Consider the following 16,333-nt stretch of genomic DNA (forward strand, 5'->3'; position numbering starts at 1 on the left):
CCTCCCATGCCGGCGGCGCGCCTGGCGTCCATCTCCGTCGACCTGGATTCGCTGCCGCACTACTGCCGGATCCACGGTCTGTCCGAGTCGCTGCTGGACGACCGCGCCCGGACGTTGGTGCACCGCGTGGCGGTGCCGCGCTTCCAGGAGCTGCTGTCCGCCGTGGGGGTGCCCGGGACGTTCTTCGCCATTGGCGAGGACCTGGAGACGGACCCCGGCGCGGCGGAGGGCATGCGGCGTGCCCACGCGGCGGGCATCGAGATCGCAAGCCACAGCCACGCGCATGACTACGCGCTCACGCGGCGGGGCGCGGACGCCATCGCGGACGACCTCTCGCGCGCGGACACGGCCATCCTGAAGGCTGTCGGTGTGCGCCCCTCCGGCTTCCGAGCGCCCGGTTACACGCTGAACGCGGACCTGTACGCGGCGACCGTGGCGCAGGGCTACCAGTACGGCTCCTCCGCGTTCCCGGCGGCGCCGTACTACGTGGCGAAGGCGGCGGTGATGGGGGCGCTCGCGGCGCTGCGGCGGCCGTCGCGCTCCGTGTTGGATTCACCCCGCGTGCTGCTGGCGCCCCGAGTCCCGTACCGGCCGGACCCGGCGCAGCCCTACCGGCGCGGGTCGGGCGCGGTGGTGGAGCTGCCGATGACGGTGACGCCCGTGGTGCGCTTCCCCTTCATTGGCACCTTCGCGACGACGCTGCCTCGCGGCACGATGCGCGCCGCGTACCGCGCGTGCCGGGCGGATCCGTTCTTCAACTTCGAGCTGCACGGCGTGGACGTGCTGGACGCGGCGGACGGCATCCCGTGGGAGCTCGTGCGCCAGCAGCGCGACCTCCGGGTGAGCGCGGCGAAGAAGCAGGAGCGGCTGCGCAGCATCTTCCAGTGGCTCAAGGACGACTTCGACGTCGTCACGCTGCGCGACGCGGCGGGGCAGCTGGTGGCGACCCTCTGAGCGATTGGCGGAGCCGCGCCATCTTCCGGTGACGCAGGGACGACTTCGACGTCGTCGCGCTGCCCGATGCGGCGGGGCAGTTGGTGGCGACCCTCTGAGCGATTGGCGGAGCCGCGCGATGCGACCCCGGCCTCCTCCCGCACCATGGGCAGGGGGCGCTCAGGGCCGCTCCGCGAGGGCTGGTTCCCTCGCAACGCCTTGGGCGTGCGGTGCCTTGGAGCGCCCTCCGCGGGGCTTGCTCCGAGCAAGGCGGTCGGGCCGTGGCGCGGGGCTCAGCGCGCGGCCTTCAGGGCCTTCCAGTCCGCCTCCGCCTGATCCGCGTAGGCCAGCGCGAAGGCGGTGAGCCGCTTCGTGGCTTCCTTCGTGTCGCCGCCCACCCAGTCCTCCAGGCGCGCGGCCTGCTCGCGCGTGTTGCCGTGGGCCCGGGCCAGCACCACTCCCGCCTGCTCGAACGTCGAGTTCAGAGACTTCTTCTTCTGGAACACGCTGTCATCCAGCTTGTTCTTCTCCGGCTCCACCTCGCGCACGAGGAAGGCCCGGCCGCCCATGCTCACCGCGCCCGTCAGCGGATTCACGGAGCCCGACAGCTCCTGCTGCGCCTTCACGACGTCCGCGCCGTCCGCGGGGGCCGGGGGCGCATTCACGCTGGAGGCGAGCAGCTCCTTCATCTCCAGCAGGACCGGCGGCGCCTTCGGATCCGCCGCGCCCACGAGCACGTAGTCGCGCTCCAGGCCGTAGCTGCTGCCGCCCGCGTCCAGGCGCTCGGCGAGGTCCAGCACCTTCAGGGGCACCGCCACGCCCTCCGTTCCCTGGAGGGACTTCTCGTAGGCGGCCAGCGCGGTCCGCACCGCCGACTTCCGCTCCGCGTCCAGCGGCTTGAGCGTGTCCGAATGCAGGAAGCGCGGGCCCTTCGAGCCGTCGAGCTTCACGTACTTCGACAGCAGGTCCTTCGCCGACGCGTCCCGGGCCTTCCCGATGAGGTCCTTCACCGGGCCGGAGGACTCCTTCTTGTCCAGGAACGCCCCCGGGGTCACGTCTCCCTCCGCCAGCAGCTCCAGCGTCTCGAAGTAGTTCTTCGCGAGCGCCTCCACCGCCTTCCGCTGATCACCGGACGACAGGCCCGCCTCGCGCGCGGTGAGCACCGCGCTCGTCGCCATCCGCGCGAGGTCCAGCTCCGGTGAGGCCGTGCCCGTCTGATCGAAGTCGTTCAGCCCCCACACCGCCTTGCCGTCCGGCCCCCGGAACGTCCCCAGGTTGCCCACGTGGGGGTCTCCCACCACCCGGATGTCCGGAGCGGGCCGGTCCGTCAGCCGCGTGCCCTGCGCATAGGGGCCTCGAACGTCGGAGTGGAAGAGGGCGGGCATGGCGCGGAACATCGCGGACGGGCTCTCCCGCATCTGCGCGAGCTTCTCCTTCAGGCGCGCGGGCGGCAGGTCCAGCCGCGCGTTGAAGTCGCGCACGAAGGCCACCGCCTGGGACGGCTTCCGCGCGAGGCCGGGCGTCGCGGCCGACGCAAGCGCCAGCCCGTTCGCGCCCCGGGCGTTACCGGTCCGTGACGAAGAGGGCTGGGGCTGGAAGTCGCTGACGGCGGAGTTCATCCGCCCGTTCGCGGCGCCGGTGGAGGCCAGCGTCAGCATCGTGGCGGCGACGGTGGACCCCGAGGCGGACGGCCGGGAGGGAGGCGATGAGGGCTTGGTCGGGATGCGCATGGGAGTACCTTCCGGCGGATTGTCGTCAGAAGTGGTCCGTGGGTTGCCGGCGCACTCCCGGTGTGCATTCTGGGGTGCTAAGAGCCACCTCATGCTGGAGCGTTTCAGCGACAAGGTGAAGAAAGGCCTGCGCGGCTGGACCGAGCGCATGGCGGGCGAGCATCAGGCGGACCAACTCCAGGGCCTGGCCCGGACAGAGAACGAGTACGGGGTGGATCCGTTCGGATTCAACCTGGACTACAGCCTGGCCGCCATCGCCCCGTTCCTGTGGCTCTACCGCCACTACTTCCGCGTGGAGGCCTACGGCGCGGACCGGATTCCCTCCGGGCGGGTGCTGCTGGTGTCCAACCACTCCGGCCAGCTCCCCATGGACGGCGCGATGATTGGCATCGCGTTGATGGTGGAGGGCTCGCCGCCGCGCGCCATCCGCAGCATGGTGGAGAAGTGGGTGCCCTCCTTGCCATACGTGTCCACGTTCATGGCGCGCGTGGGGCAGATTGTCGGCACGCCAGAGAACTGCCGGCGGCTGCTGGAGGCGGAGGAGGCCATCCTGGTGTTCCCGGAGGGCACGCGCGGGCTCAACAAGCTGTGGCCCCAGCGCTACCAGCTCCAGGAGTTCGGCCTGGGCTTCATGCGGCTGGCCCTGGAGACGAACACCCCCATCGTCCCCATCGCCGTGGTGGGCGCCGAGGAGCAGGCCCCCGCGCTGATGAACCTCAAGCCCCTGGCGAAGCTGCTGGGCTTCCCGTCCTTCCCCATCACTCCCACGGGCACGCCCTTCCCCCTGCCCACGAAGTACCGGATCTACTTCGGCGACGCGTTGCACTTCACCGGCCGCGCGGACGACGAGGACAGCGAACTGGACAAGAAGGTGCGCACCGTGAAGGCCTCCATCCAGGCGATGCTCCACCAGGGCCTCAAGGAACGCCGGGGCGTGTTCTGGTGAGCGCCCACCACGAGGAGAAGGAGTCCGGCGTGGACAAGCGCCCCGCCGTGGTCGTCACCGGCATCAGCGGCAACCTGGGCCGCACGCTGGCGAAGATGCTGCACAAGCGCGAGCGCATCATCGGCATCGACCGGCGTCCCTTCATCGGGCGGCCGAAGGACGTCGAGATGCACCAGCTGGACCTGCGCAAGAAGAAGGCGGAGGACGTCTTCCGCAAGAACGAGGTCCGCGCCGTCATCCACATGGGCATCATGCATGACCCGCGCATGAGCGAGGAGGAGCACCACTCGTTCAACGTCGTGGGCACCACGCGCCTGCTGGAGTACTGCGCGAAGTATGGCGTGAAGAAGGTGGTCGTCCTGTCCTCGGCCAACGTCTACGGCCCCAGTCCGGACAACTCCAACTTCCTCACGGAGGACGCGCCGCTGATGGCCGCGAGCCGCTTCTCCGGCGTGCGCGACCTCATCGAAGTGGACATGCTGGCGCACGGCTTCTTCTGGAAGCACCCGGACATCGAGACGGTCATCCTCCGGCCCGTCCACATCGTCGGGCCCACCATCAAGAACGCGCCGTCCAACTACCTGCGGCTGCGCCACCCGTGGACGCTCGCGGGGTTCGATCCGATGGTGCAGCTCATCCACGTGGAGGACGTGGCGCGCGCCATGGTGGAGGCCCTGCGCCCGGAGCCCAAGGGCGTCTACAACGTCGTCGGCCCCGGCCAGGTGCCCCTCTCCGCCGTGCTCCGGGAGCTGGGCCACACCGCCATCCCCGTGCCGCACCCGGTGGCCCGACCGCTGCTGGGCCTGATGTTCCGCTACCGGCTGGCCAACTTCCCGCCCCCGGAGCTGGACCACATCCAGTTCCTCTGCGCCGTGGACGGCCACCGCTGGGTCCAGGACGTGGGCTGGAAGGCCCACCACTCCATGCGCGACACCATCCGCTCCGTGGTGGGCGAGTAGTGGATCTTCCGTGGGCCACCCCCACGGTTCCCTGACACGGATGTCATTGGGGAGCCGGTGCTATGGCAGGGAGGGCCTGACACGAGTGTCAGGCATGGCACGGAGGCTGCGGGGAGCGAGGAGATACAAGCCCCTGATTTTCCATGGGAACGCGGGTGGGGGCGGGGGACGGAGCGGTTGGCACCGGCATTGCTCTAGAAGCCAGGCAACACGGCGGGGTCGCAGCGGGCCGGCAGTACCGCGCGACATCGTCACCCTGGTAGGGGGTTCCATTGGGGAACCCTCGACGCCCACCGTCTCGGCCGGCCCCGAGGCGGTGGGCGACTTTTTTGCGGGGTGGGGGCGGGGCTACTCCAGCTCGCCCGCGAAGGGGCCCGACTGCTGCTTCTCCAGCAGCCAGATGCCGTCCCGGAAGACGAACTCCGAGGTGACGGTGTCGGTCTGCTCGGTGGCGGAGGGCAGGCGCATCCACTGGATGCGGCTGTGGACGGTGGCGCGCCGGCCGTCGTCGGCCAGCTTCACGTCCTCGATTTCGTAGTCGGTGATGGTGAGGTCGCGCTCGTCGTGCTGTTCGCGGCGCTTGCGCTCGAAGTCCTGGCGCTCCTCGGGGACGAGGAAGGTGGACAGGGCGCGGTAGTTCCTCCAGCGCAGGTTCTTGTGGAAGCCCTCCACGACGGGGCGGAGGGTCTCCAGGTCGGAGGTCGGGGGCGTGTGGGCACAGGCCCCACCGAGGACCAGGACGAGCATCAGGGCGGACAGGCGTTTCACGTGCGCGACGCTACCACCCGCTGGGCGGAAGGGACGAGGGCAGTGCTATGGTCCGCGCTCCCCGCTAAGAGCACCGGAGTCGCGACTCAACATGGCCAAGTCGATGGTGGAGCGTTACGAGCAGCTCCTCCGGCAGGACCCGACCTCTTCCGTCTTCGTGGAGCTGGCGAAGGCGCTGCTGGAGAAGGGAGATGCGACGCGCACCATCGAGGTGTGCACGCAGGGCATCTCCCACCACCCCACGTCCACCGTGGGGCGGGTGCTGTGGGGCAAGGCCCTCATCCAGCTGGGGCGGCCCGCGGAGGCGATGGAGCAGTTCGACCAGGCCATCGCCATCGAGCGGGACAACCCGTACGCCTACAACCTCATCGGCGAGGTGTTGTTGCAGCGCGGGCTGTACCGCTCGGCGCTGCCCATCCTTCGCAAGGCCGTGGCGCTGCAGCCCAATAACGGGCGCGTGAAGCAGTGGTTGGATCAGGCCCAGCAGGCGCTGTCCGGCGGACCGGCGCCCATCTTCGAGGACCTGGGCTCGCTGGCGACCCCGGCGGCGGCGGTGCCCCAGGCGGATGAGCCAGAGGCGCCCGGTTCGGAAGCGCACCCGTCCGCGTTCGAGGCACGAGCCGCCGCGGCGGCGGGACTGGAGCCGCGCCGTTCCCGGACGGAGACGCCGGCGGGTGGCGTGGATGCGACGGCCCCGGCTTCCGCCAGCGGCGACGCGCGGACGCCGGGCGGTGAGGATCCAGCGGCCTCCGAGGGTGTGGGGGGCCCGTCTGATTCAGAGCAGGACCGTGCGGCGCGTGGCGAAGCGTCGCAGGCGGGTCGGGTGCGTGCGGAGCGTGGCGAAGCTTCGCAGCCGGGTTCGGGTCGGGGTCGTGCGGTTGATGGTGTGACTTCGGAACCAGGGCAGGAGCCGGGTTCGGGTCGGGGGCATGCGGCTGGTGGCCCTTCGGATCCAGGGCGGGAGCCGGGTTCAGGTCGGGGCCGTGCGGCTGGTAGCCCTTCGGAACCAGGGCAGGAGCCGGGTTCGGGTCGGGGTCGTGCGGCTGAAGGTGGCCCTTCGGATCCCGGGCAGGAGCCCGGTTCAGGTCGAGGTCGTGCGGCGCGCGGCGACGCGACGGATCCAGGACAGGAGCCCGGTTCGGGTCGGGGTCGTGCGGCAAGTGGCCCCTCGGATCCCGGGCAGGAGCCCGGTTCAGGTCGAGGTCGTGCGGCTGGTAGCCCCTTGGATCCAGGACAGGAGCCGGGTTCGGGTCGGGGTCGTGCGGCAGGTGGCCCCGCGGATCCAGGGCAGGACCGGGATGCGGCGGCGCGGGGGGGCTCCGGACGCAGCGGTGCGTCGCGGATGCTGGCGGACCTTCCCGAACCTTCCATGGATGAGCCCTCCATGTCGCAGGGCGGTGGACTGCTCGGAGACCTTCCGCCTCCGGAGGCGGTCCGGGCCCGTGCGGCCGCGCCGGTGGCTCCCGTGGCGACGGCGTCGGGCGGCAAGCGCTCGCTGCTGGACGACATCCCGGACGCGACGGAGCTGGCGGCGGCCACGGCCCGCAACAAGGCCGCGGCGAACGCGAAGGACACGGAGGCGCTCGCCGCGAAGTACGAGCGCGAGATGCACGAGAAGATCGCCAAGGAGCGGGCGAAGCAGTCCCTCCTGGAGCGCTACGGCACCAAGACCGTGGCCCTCTTCGTGGCCCTCATCTTCCTGAGCGCGTCCGCGGGCTTCTTCATCCTCTACCGCTCCCGCCAGGGCGGACAGACGCTGGCGGAGACGCTGGACCTCGCGAAGCGCGCGGTGGCGCAGGACACGGGCGCTTCGCTGGACGAAGCGCTCCGGCAGCTCGACCGCGCGCGCGACATGGACGAATCCAGTCCGGCCGCCTGGGCGCTCGCGGGCTACGCGCACGCCCTTCGCTACCAGGACCACGGCGCCGCCTCCGAGGACCGCCGGCTGGCGCTGGAGGCGCTGGAGAAGCCGGGCGTGAAGGACGGCTTCAACGGGCTGGTGCTCGCCACCAACGCGCTCGTCGCCGACGACCGCGGCCGTGAGTCCGCGCGCCGTGCGTTGCTCGGCGCGCAGGACGACGTGACGGAGGTGCACGCGCTCGCGGGCAGCCTGCTCCTGGCCGACAAGGACGAGAAGAAGGCCCTGGACCGCTTCGACCGTGCGCTCAAGGCGTCGCCGGGCAACGTCCGCGCGCTGGTGGCGCTGGGGGGCTACTACCTGGCCTCCGAGGACTTCCCGCAGGCGCTGGAGATGTTCAAGCGCGCCAGGGAGGTCTCCAAGGAGCACCCGGCCGCCCGCATCGGCATGGCCGAGAGCCGGCTCGCGCTGGAGCAGGACCTGGACGCGGCGCTGGCGGACGTGGCGCCCCTGTCCCAGGACCCCAAGCTGCCCCCCGCGCTCCAGCCGCGTCAGCAATTGGTGCACGGCGAGCTGTTGTCCGCGCTGGGCAGGTACGAAGAGGCGCGGGCGCTGCTCTCCAAGGGCACGCAGGGGCCGCTGGCCATGGACTTCGAGCTGGCGCTCGGGGCCGCGGGTCGCGCGGCGGGCAAGCTGGAGGCCGCGCAGCAGGCCTATGAGGCCGCGCTGAAGCTGCAGCCCAAGAGCGAGGCCGCGAAGGAGGGACTGGGACGCACGCTGCTGGACCGCGACCGCGAGCGTGAAGCGCTGCAACGGCTGGACGCGGACAGTGGGCGCAAGGTGTCGCTGGTCCGCGGTGCGGCGTACGCGCGGCTGGGGGACTGGAAGCGCGCCCGCGTGGAGCTGGGCCGCACGCGCGTGAACGACCGCTATCCTCCGGAGGCCGTCGCGTGGCTGGCGCTGGCGGATGCCAACGAGGGCAACGGCGCCCAGGCGCGCGACGTGCTGGAGAAGGCGCTGGCGAAGAAGCCCCGCACCGACCTGCGCGTGGCGCTGGGGCAGGTGTACTGGCGTGAGCGCGCGCTCGACAAGGCGCAGGGCCAGTTCGACGAAGCGCTGAAGGATCCTCGGGACTACGAAGGTGCGTGCTCGCTGGGGCGGCTGCTCCTGTCGCGCGGCCTGCCGGACATGGCGGTCAAGCCGCTGACGCAGGCGGTGGAGCGCAATGGTTCGCACGGCGAGGCCCTGGACGCGCTGGGCCGCGCGCTCCTGGCGCTGGGGCGCACGCCGGAGGCACTGAAGCAATTCGAGGCGTGGCAGTTGGACAACCCGGGCAACGCCGCCGCGCAGAAGGGCTTCGCGCTGGCCCTGTACCAGTCCGGCCGCCGCAAGGAGGCCGAAGGGGCGTCGGGCCGGGCGGTGAAGCTGGCCCCGGACGACGCGGAAGGGCAGCGGCTGCGCGCGGCGCTCCTGTTCTCCAACGGCGACGCCAAGGGCGGCTTCGCGGCCCTGGAGCGTGCCAACAAGCTGGACTCCAAGGACCCGGACACCTTCTGCGAGATCGCCCAGGCGTTCCTGCGCCAGGGCCAGGTGGAGAGCGCGGACGCGGCCTTCGCGGCGGCGCGGCGCGAGGGGCCGGATGCGACGTGCGGCCGCGTGGGCGAGCTGTACACGCAGCTGCCCGGCGGTGGACGTGGCGCGGCGCGCACGCTGCAGGACCTGGCCGACAAGGCGCACACCGTCTGGGACAAGGCGTTCGCCCAGGTGACGCTGGCGCGCGTGCTGCTAGGCGCGGGGGCGATGAAGGAGGCCCGCGCGGCGGCGGACGAGGCCGTGCGGCTTGCCCCCTACAGCGGGCGCGCGTACCTGGCGCTGGGACTGGTGGCCTTCAAGCAGCGGCAGGAGGCCCCTGCCCGCGAGGCGCTGGCCAAGGCCGTGGAGCTGGAGCCCACGGACGGTCTGGCGCATCTGGCGCTGGCGGACGTGCTGGTGCGCGAGTCCTCGGAGCTTCCCCGGGCCGTGGAGGCCTACGAGGCCTTCCTGCGGCTCGCCAGTGGGGCGCCGGACGCGAACCGGGTGAAGAAGGCCCTCCCGCTCCTCAAGCGCCGGGCGTCGCGGTAGCGTGCCTCAGGTGAGAGAGCGGCCCCCGTCGTCCCCCTTGTTGCAGGTCATGTGGGGCAACGCCTTCCTGCTGTCGGTGCTCTATCTGCTGACGGGCATCGTCGTGGAGGCCATCCGGCGGTGGGACTCCTCGCCCTTCATCGAGCGCCTCTCCATGGCGCTCGACTCGCTGCCGGCGAGGGCGCTGGAGCTGAGCCACACCATGGAGCCGCTGCGCCAGGCGTACACCAACGGGCAGATCTCCGAACTCGGTGTGCGCGCCGTCTTCGGTGTCGTCACCGTGCTGGTGATCTTCCTGCTCGCGGTGGTGGTGGGCGCCCTGATGGCCGTGCTGCGGTGGGCGGCCCTGCGCGCGACTCGCGGCGACGGCCCCCCGCCGGGCTGACCGGCTAGTGGCGCGTCTTCGCCTTGCGCACGCGAGGGGCCACCGGGGCCACCTGCGGCTCATGGCCCGCAGCGCGCGCCATCAGGCAGATTTCCACCACCTTGGGACCGAAGCGCTCCCAGCGGCTCTCTCCGGTGCCCTTCACCCCGAGGAAGGACTCCCGGTCCACGGGCAGCGCGGAGGCCAACCCCAGCAGCGTCGCGTCGTTGAAGATGATGAAGGGCGCGACGCCCAGGTCCTTCGCCAGGTCCTTGCGCCAGCGGCGCAGCTCCATGGAGGCCAGCTCGCTGTAGACCGTCACCGGCGCGCCAGCGGCGGCCGGCGCGGAGCGCGAGGCTGAGCCCGACGGCTTGGGCATCATGCTGCCCGCGCACCGGTCGCACGTGCCGCACACGGCCGCCGCGTCCGCCTGCCCGAAGTAGCGCAGGATGAACGCGCGCCGGCACTTGGGGGTGTACGCGTAGTCCGTCATGCTCTTGAGCATCAGCAGGTTGCGGCGCTCCTGCTCGCGCACCCGGCTCAGGTCCAGGGACAGCTCGCGGAAGGGGACGCGCTCCAGCGCGCGGATGGAGCGCCCCGCGAACGGCCGACGCACCCGCACCACGCCGGACTTCTCCAGCAGGCCCAGCGCGTGCCGCAAGTCGTCCTCCGACAGCGCCGTGCGCCGCGCGAGGATGGGCAGCTCCGTGGTGGCCTGCCGCCCCACGGGGAAGGTCTCCAGCAGCGAGCGGAGCAGCTTCTGCGCGTCCGCCGCGTGCGGCTGGGCGCTGGCGGCCTTGTCCGTCAGCGTGAGCCCGTACTCGCCCTCGCCCCGGCCGCCGCGCTCCAGCTTGCCCTCGCGCTCGAAGACCTTCAGCGCGGCGGAGACCTCGAACTCGCTGGTGCCCACCATGCCGGCCAGGGCGTGCACGCCCCGCTCGAACTCCTCCACGGCCTGCAGCTGCGCCCACACGTCCGACAGCACCGCCTCGGACGGGTTGCTGCTCTGGATGAGGCGCTCCTGCGTGTACACGTCCGCGTGGTTGAACAGGAGCACCGCCGTGGCGGCGTTGCCGTCGCGGCCCGCGCGGCCAATCTCCTGGTAGTACGCCTCCACGGCCCGGGGGATGTTGGCGTGGGCGACGAAGCGGATGTCCGGCTTGTCGATGCCCATTCCGAAGGCGTTGGTGGCCACCGCCACCGCGTCCTTCGCGGACATGAAGTCCTCCTGCGCCTGGCGGCGGGCGTCGTCCTCCATGCCCGCGTGGTACAGCACCGCCTTCACCTTGCGCGTGACGAGCGCGGAGTGCATCCCTTCCGCCGCCTTGCGCGTGGAGCAGTAGATGATGCCGCTGCCGCCCTTCGCCGCCAGGCTCGCGCACGCCTCCCGGCGCTCCTCGTCCCCGCCGACGTTCACCACGTCCAGGAAGAGGTTGGGCCGGTCGAAGCCCTGGGCGAACACGTGCGGGTCCTTCATGAGCAGCACGCGGACGATGTCCTCGCGCACCAGCGGCGTCGCCGTGGCGGTGAGGGCCACCGTGCGCGGGGGCCGCAGGCGCTTGCGCACCTGTCCCAGCAGCGCGTAGTCCGGCCGGAAGTCGTGGCCCCATTGGGAGATGCAGTGCGCCTCGTCCACGGCCAGCAGCTCCACGCCCAGCTCCGACACCAGCTCCAGGAAGCCGCCGCTGCGGAAGCGCTCCGGCGCGACGTAGAGCAACTTGTACTCGCGGGCGCGCAGCTTGCGCAGGCGCTCCGCCCGCTCCACGTCCGACAAGGACGAGTTGATGTACGTGGCCGGGATGCCCCGCGCGGTGAGCTGCTCCACCTGGTCCTTCATCAGCGCGATGAGCGGTGACACCACCAGCGTGATGCCCGGCAGGAGCAGCGCCGGGAGCTGGTAGCACAGGCTCTTGCCCGCGCCCGTGGGCATCACCACCACGGTGTTGCGGCCGCTCAGCACGGAGCTGATGACGGGGGCCTGGCCGGGGCGGAACTCCGAGAGGCCGAAGTGCCGCACCAGTCCCCGCTGGGCATCTTCGAGGAAGGGCAGGGACTCCGTCATCGCGCGCATGTTCATCATCCTGGGTTGGCCGTCAACGCCAATCCCTTCCGTGGGCACCGGTGCCCCCAGCTCACAGCTCGAGCCCCGGAGGAAGGGGAACCGCCAGCTGGGCCCGTTTCCGCGCGACCTCGCGCCGCAGGGCCTCCGTCCGCTCCAGGTCCAGGCGGCCATCCACGATGACGTCCCCCTCGCGAGCGCCCGGCGGCAGCCGCCAGCGCTCCACCGTGCACGCCTGCCCTCCGTCCGCGCGCACCACCAGGGCTCGCGTGTCCTCCAGCAGCTCCACCCGCACGGGACTCGCCCCCAGTCCCAGCAGCGCCCCCGCTCCCATCACCACCCCCCACCTGGCGTGCCGCACTTGCGTCGCCCCTCCCGCTCGCTGTCCGGCAACAGGCCCCGCTCCAGCATGGACACGAACGCGCCGTCCCCCACCACGACGTGGTCCAGCAGCTTCACGCCCAGCAGCCCCGCTGCCCGCGCCAGGTGCTCCGTGAGGCCCACGTCCTGGACGCTGGGCTCGGGGTCTCCCGATGGGTGGTTGTGCGCGAGCACGATGGCCGTGGCCCGCGACGACAGCACCGCGGAGAACACCTCGCGCGGATCCACCGGGCACGCGCTCAACGTTCCTTCCGCCACCCGGGCGTCGTGCACCAGCACGTTGCGCGCGTTGAAGCACAGCACATGGAACACCTCTCGCCGCAGCGCGCTCAGCGTGGGGTACAGGTATCCGTGAACGTCCTTCGGCGTGCGCAGCCTCGGGCGCTTCTCCGGAGAGCGCTGCGCGCGCCGTCCCAACTCCAGCGCCGCCAGCAGCCGGGACGTGCGGGACGGCCCCACGCCCTTTCGCGCGCACAGCACGCGCGGGTCCTCCTGCACCAGCGCCCTGAGCCCACCCCGGGCCACGCCGTCCGCCGCGTCCTTCAAGCCCCGGGGCCCCTCCGTCCACAACAGGCCCAGCAACTCCAGGTCGGTGAGGGCCTCCGCGCCCAGCCGGAAGAGGCGCTCGCGCGCATCCTCCATGCCGGTGCCGCGTACCCTCACCGACCCTCCGCTCGTGGCCTCCCCACCGACCGTTCCCACCCACGCCTCGCCGCCCTGTTCCATCCCGCCTCCGTCCACGCGGCGGGGGCTTCAGCAAGGCATGTGCCCTTCATGGCGCACTCCGAAGACACGGGACGTGGCCCGTCCAGACCCACGCGAAGAGGCCTCGCGGCGGGACGGACAGCGATGCTCCACCCGCACTCTTGGCGTGCGAGGCGGCAGCGGACCGCAGGCACCCGTCAGAAGCGGGAGATGGCGAAGAAGCCCTTGATCTTCTCGTTCGTCTCGCGAAGCCGCTCGCTCAGCGTGCGGACGAACGTCCAGAGAAGGACGTAGGCCAGGTCCTTGTCCGTGAACATCAGCTGGTCCAGCTTCGCCCGCTCGATGACCCACACCGTGCAGCCGCTGTGGGCGATGGCGTCCGCGGAGCGGGGCGAATCCTCGATGACCGCCATCTCCCCGAAATACTGGCCGGCTTCGAGGATGGCGAGCGCCTCCTCGCCGATGCCCGGCACGGATTTGGAAATGCGAACCTTGCCGTCGGTGAGGATGAACATGTCCTGCCCGGTGTCGCCCTCGCGGAAGAGGTAGTCACCGGCGGAGTAGGTCCTGGACGAGGCAATCCGGGCGACCTTGGCGAGCTGGCCCTGGGTCAATCCCTCGAAGAGCGCAACCTTCTTGAGGACAGCGGCATCCATGGGGTCCAGGTTCGTATCATGGTCAGGACGGCGGTGTCTGGTACGGTCCGGGCCCGTCAACGTATGAGCGCAGGAGGCGCCGTGTCGCAGGACAAGATCCAGAAGGTCACCATCATCGGCTCCGGCCCGGCGGGCTACACGGCCGCCATCTACGCGGCGCGCGCCAACCTGGAGCCCGTGGTGTTCGCCGGCGGCCCCACCCTGGAGCACCCCCAGCGCGTCCCGGGCGGCCAGCTCATGGTCACCACCGACGTGGAGAACTATCCCGGCTTCCCGGAGGCCATCACCGGCCCGGAGTTGATGGAGCGCTTCCAGAAGCAGGCGGAGCGCTTCGGCACCGTGCTGCACATGGAGAACGTCACCAAGGTGGACTTCTCCCAGCGGCCCTTCCTGCTGGAGAGCGAGAGCGGCCTCCAGGTGCGCTCGGAGACGGTCATCATCTCCACGGGCGCCACCGCGAAGTGGCTGGGCGTCAAGGGCGAGGACACCTACAAGAACCGCGGCGTGTCCGCGTGCGCCACGTGTGACGGCGCCTTCTTCAAGAAGCAGGACGTGCTGGTGGTGGGCGGCGGCGACACGGCCATGGAAGAGGCCACGTACCTGGCGAAGATCGTCAACCACGTCACGCTCATCCACCGCCGCGACAGCCTGCGCGCGTCCAAGGTGATGCAGGAGCGCGCCCTCAACAACCCGAAGATCTCCTTCCTGTGGAACTCCGCGGTGGAGGAGGTCGTGGGCAACGCCAAGGGGATGACGGGCGCGGTGGTGCGCAACCTCAAGACCGGCGACAGCCAGCTGCTCAACGCGCACGGCCTGTTCGTCGCCATCGGCCACACGCCGAACACGGAGCTGTTCCAGGGCATCCTGGAGACGCACCAGGGCGGCTACCTCAAGACGCAGCCGGGCACCACGCGCACCAACATCGAGGGCGTCTTCGCCTGCGGCGACGTGCAGGACAGCTACTACCGCCAGGCCATCACCGCCGCGGGCACCGGGTGCATGGCCGCCATCGACGCGGAGCGCTGGCTCATCGAGCACGGCGAGTAGGTCCCTACCGGTCCCAGCGAGACGACACGCGCATGAGCAAGAAGCAGAAGACGGTGGCGGTGCACGCGGGCTCCCGGCTCACCGGGAGCAAGGCGGTGCCCGTCATGCCGCCCATCTTCCCGGCGGCGGTGAACTGGTTCGACAGCAGCGACGACCTGTCCGACGCGCTGGACGGCAAGGACTACGCCTACGCCCGCATCAGCGCGCCCAACGCGGCCCTGCTGGAGGAGGCGGTCGCCGCGCTGGAGGGCGCCGAGTCCTGCGTCGCGTACGCCAGCGGCATGGCCGCGCTGCGCTCGCTCTTCGACGCGCAGCCGTGGAAGGCCGGGGACGTGCTGGTGGTGCCGACGGACGGCTACGGCGTCACCCGGCTGCTCTACAAGAACCTGTGCGCCCGCTGGGGCGTGGAGCTGCGCCCGCTCAACCAGACGGAGGCGGACGCGCCTGCCCGCATCCGCGAGTGGCGCCCGCGCATGGTCCTGGCGGAGAGCATCTCCAACCCGCTGCTGCGCGTGCCGGACATCCGCGCGCTCGCGGAGGCGTGCCGCGACGCCGGCGCCGTCTTCGCGGTGGATGCCACCTTCCCGTCACCCTTCGGGCAGCGCGCGCTGGAGCTGGGCGCGGACTACGCGGTGCAGTCCACCAGCAAGTGGCTCAACGGCCACAGCGACGCGCTGGGCGGCACGGTGAGCGGCTCCAAGTCGCGGATGGACCCGCTGCGCTCGGCGCGCGTGCTGTCCGGCGACGTGCTGGGCCCCTTCGAGGCGTGGCTCACCCTGCGCGGGCTGCGCACGCTGCCTGTCCGCATGAAGGCCCACAACGAGCATGCCCTCCACGTGGCGAAGCGTCTGTCGGAGTCGCCGCTCCTGGAGCGCGTCATCTACCCGGGCCTCGCCTCCCACCCGGACCACGCGGTGGCGGGGCGGGTGCTGGAGGGTGGCTTCGGGCCCATGGTGGCCTTTGAAATCAAGGGCGCGGGGCAGCAGGAAGGGGACCGGTTCCTGGAGGCGCTGCGGGTGTGCAAGCCCGGGCCGTCGCTGGGGGACGTGGGCACGCTGGTGATGCACGCGGCCAGCGCCAGCGCCCGCCGGATGACGCCCCAGGAGCGCGCCCAGGCCGGCATCCGCGACAGCCTCATCCGCGTGTCCGTGGGGCTGGAGGACCCGGATGACGTGGCCGACGACCTGCTCGCCGCCGTGGCGAAGGGGGCTGGCCGGTGAAGATGGTGGACGTCGGCGACAAGCCGAAGACGGACCGCGTGGCGGTGGCCACCGCGCGCCTGCGGATGCTGCCCGCCACGCGCGAGCGCATCCTCGCGGGGCAGGTGGAGAAGGGGGACGTGCTCGCGGCGGCGCGGCTCGCGGGCATCATGGCCGCCAAGCGCACCCCGGACTTCGTGCCCCTCTGCCACCCCATCGCGCTCGCGGGCGTGGACGTGACGCTCACGCCGGTGGAGGAGGGCCTGGAGGTCCGCGCGCGGGTGAAGACGGTGGACCGCACCGGCGTGGAGATGGAGGCGCTCACCGCGGCGTGCGCGGCGGCGCTCACCGTCTATGACATGTGCAAGAGCGTGGACCGGGGCATGGTCATCGAAGCCGTGCAGCTGGATCACAAGTCCGGCGGACGCTCCGGCACCTGGGAGCGCGAGGCCCCTGCCGCGCCTTCGAAGCCCGCCCCCGCGCCCCGGCCCGGCCGCAAGACGTCCCGGCCTCGCGCCGGGCGGTAGTCCCTAGGCCGTGTCTGATGGATGCAGGTGGCGCAGGTAGGAGAAGATGAGCGCCACCTGCACCAGGGCCAGGTAGTTGA

14 protein-coding genes are annotated in these 16,333 nt (G+C 71.4%); 8 read left to right on the plus strand and 6 right to left on the minus strand.

Going from position 1 to position 16,333, the window contains the following annotated elements:
* Positions 1–6: 6 nt before the first annotated feature.
* A complete protein-coding gene (locus FOF48_RS05570) occupies positions 7–954 on the plus strand; it encodes a polysaccharide deacetylase family protein (protein WP_143899046.1) in 948 nt (315 codons plus the stop codon).
* A 272-nt stretch (positions 955–1,226) separates the two neighbouring features.
* Here the strand turns inward: FOF48_RS05570 and FOF48_RS05575 are convergent, their stop codons facing one another.
* The gene (locus FOF48_RS05575) at positions 1,227–2,663 is read right to left on the minus strand and encodes a DUF2252 family protein (protein ID WP_143899047.1); all 1,437 of its coding nucleotides are present in this window, start codon (positions 2,661–2,663) and stop codon (positions 1,227–1,229) included.
* 91 nt (positions 2,664–2,754) lie between these two features.
* Between FOF48_RS05575 and FOF48_RS05580 the strand changes: the two genes are divergently transcribed.
* On the plus strand, positions 2,755–3,609 hold the full coding sequence (locus FOF48_RS05580) for a lysophospholipid acyltransferase family protein (protein ID WP_143899048.1): 855 nt from the start codon (positions 2,755–2,757) through the stop codon (positions 3,607–3,609).
* The gene (locus tag FOF48_RS05585) at positions 3,606–4,568 is read left to right on the plus strand and encodes an SDR family oxidoreductase (RefSeq protein WP_186001780.1); all 963 of its coding nucleotides are present in this window, start codon (positions 3,606–3,608) and stop codon (positions 4,566–4,568) included. Before FOF48_RS05580 ends, FOF48_RS05585 begins: the two co-directional genes overlap by 4 nt.
* Positions 4,569–4,916: 348 nt before the next feature.
* On the opposite strand, the gene FOF48_RS36350 is transcribed toward FOF48_RS05585, so the two are convergent.
* Positions 4,917–5,336, minus strand: a complete 420-nt coding sequence (locus FOF48_RS36350) for a hypothetical protein (RefSeq protein WP_186001781.1) — start codon at positions 5,334–5,336, stop codon at positions 4,917–4,919.
* Positions 5,337–5,427: 91 nt separating this feature from the next.
* On the opposite strand from FOF48_RS36350, the gene FOF48_RS05590 reads away from it, so the two are divergent.
* Both FOF48_RS05590 and FOF48_RS05595 read left to right on the plus strand, forming a co-directional pair.
* Complete coding sequence (locus FOF48_RS05590; RefSeq protein WP_186001782.1) at positions 5,428–9,315, plus strand: tetratricopeptide repeat protein; 3,888 nt, start codon at positions 5,428–5,430, stop codon at positions 9,313–9,315.
* A 10-nt stretch (positions 9,316–9,325) separates the two neighbouring features.
* Complete coding sequence (locus tag FOF48_RS05595; RefSeq protein ID WP_370456547.1) at positions 9,326–9,700, plus strand: hypothetical protein; 375 nt, start codon at positions 9,326–9,328, stop codon at positions 9,698–9,700.
* Between the two features lie 4 nt (positions 9,701–9,704).
* On the opposite strand, the gene FOF48_RS05600 is transcribed toward FOF48_RS05595, so the two are convergent.
* The 4 genes from FOF48_RS05600 to FOF48_RS05615 all read right to left on the minus strand — a co-directional run bounded on the left by FOF48_RS05600 (position 9,705) and on the right by FOF48_RS05615 (position 13,480).
* Positions 9,705–11,759 (minus strand): ATP-dependent DNA helicase RecQ, encoded by a 2,055-nt coding sequence (locus FOF48_RS05600; protein WP_143899049.1) that lies wholly within the window; start codon positions 11,757–11,759, stop codon positions 9,705–9,707.
* Between the two features lie 52 nt (positions 11,760–11,811).
* Positions 11,812–12,072, minus strand: a complete 261-nt coding sequence (locus FOF48_RS05605) for a DUF3006 family protein (protein ID WP_143899136.1) — start codon at positions 12,070–12,072, stop codon at positions 11,812–11,814.
* Positions 12,072–12,845: a DNA repair protein RadC gene (radC, locus tag FOF48_RS05610; RefSeq protein ID WP_143899050.1), complete on the minus strand. Its 774-nt coding sequence runs from the start codon at positions 12,843–12,845 to the stop codon at positions 12,072–12,074. The genes FOF48_RS05605 and radC overlap by 1 nt, the downstream gene beginning before the upstream one ends.
* Positions 12,846–13,021: 176 nt before the next feature.
* Positions 13,022–13,480, minus strand: a complete 459-nt coding sequence (locus tag FOF48_RS05615; protein ID WP_143899051.1) for a cyclic nucleotide-binding domain-containing protein — start codon at positions 13,478–13,480, stop codon at positions 13,022–13,024.
* Between the two features lie 63 nt (positions 13,481–13,543).
* Between FOF48_RS05615 and trxB the strand changes: the two genes are divergently transcribed.
* The 3 genes from trxB to moaC are packed head-to-tail and all read left to right on the plus strand — an operon-like array spanning position 13,544 to position 16,253.
* A complete protein-coding gene (trxB, locus tag FOF48_RS05620; protein ID WP_201756608.1) occupies positions 13,544–14,527 on the plus strand; it encodes a thioredoxin-disulfide reductase in 984 nt (327 codons plus the stop codon).
* 32 nt (positions 14,528–14,559) lie between these two features.
* Positions 14,560–15,747 (plus strand): PLP-dependent aspartate aminotransferase family protein, encoded by a 1,188-nt coding sequence (locus FOF48_RS05625; RefSeq protein ID WP_143899053.1) that lies wholly within the window; start codon positions 14,560–14,562, stop codon positions 15,745–15,747.
* The gene (gene moaC, locus FOF48_RS05630) at positions 15,744–16,253 is read left to right on the plus strand and encodes a cyclic pyranopterin monophosphate synthase MoaC (RefSeq protein ID WP_143899054.1); all 510 of its coding nucleotides are present in this window, start codon (positions 15,744–15,746) and stop codon (positions 16,251–16,253) included. The genes FOF48_RS05625 and moaC overlap by 4 nt, the downstream gene beginning before the upstream one ends.
* Positions 16,254–16,333 lie beyond the last annotated feature (80 nt).

This window comes from Corallococcus sp. Z5C101001 (genome assembly GCF_007352635.1).
GTDB lineage: Bacteria > Myxococcota > Myxococcia > Myxococcales > Myxococcaceae > Corallococcus > Corallococcus silvisoli.

What these genes read in the sequence shown, in the direction of transcription:
- FOF48_RS05605 (WP_143899136.1), bottom strand. Translation starts at nt 12,072, where the DNA reads ATGGGAGCGGGGGCGCTGCTGGGACTGGGGGCGAGTCCCGTGCGGGTG.
- FOF48_RS05600 (WP_143899049.1), bottom strand. Translation starts at nt 11,759, where the DNA reads ATGATGAACATGCGCGCGATGACGGAGTCCCTGCCCTTCCTCGAAGAT.
- radC (WP_143899050.1), bottom strand. Translation starts at nt 12,845, where the DNA reads ATGGAACAGGGCGGCGAGGCGTGGGTGGGAACGGTCGGTGGGGAGGCC.
- FOF48_RS05625 (WP_143899053.1), top strand. Translation starts at nt 14,560, where the DNA reads ATGAGCAAGAAGCAGAAGACGGTGGCGGTGCACGCGGGCTCCCGGCTC.
- FOF48_RS05615 (WP_143899051.1), bottom strand. Translation starts at nt 13,480, where the DNA reads ATGGATGCCGCTGTCCTCAAGAAGGTTGCGCTCTTCGAGGGATTGACC.
- trxB (WP_201756608.1), top strand. Translation starts at nt 13,544, where the DNA reads ATGAGCGCAGGAGGCGCCGTGTCGCAGGACAAGATCCAGAAGGTCACC.
- FOF48_RS05580 (WP_143899048.1), top strand. Translation starts at nt 2,755, where the DNA reads ATGCTGGAGCGTTTCAGCGACAAGGTGAAGAAAGGCCTGCGCGGCTGG.
- FOF48_RS05590 (WP_186001782.1), top strand. Translation starts at nt 5,428, where the DNA reads ATGGCCAAGTCGATGGTGGAGCGTTACGAGCAGCTCCTCCGGCAGGAC.
- FOF48_RS05570 (WP_143899046.1), top strand. Translation starts at nt 7, where the DNA reads ATGCCGGCGGCGCGCCTGGCGTCCATCTCCGTCGACCTGGATTCGCTG.
- FOF48_RS05575 (WP_143899047.1), bottom strand. Translation starts at nt 2,663, where the DNA reads ATGCGCATCCCGACCAAGCCCTCATCGCCTCCCTCCCGGCCGTCCGCC.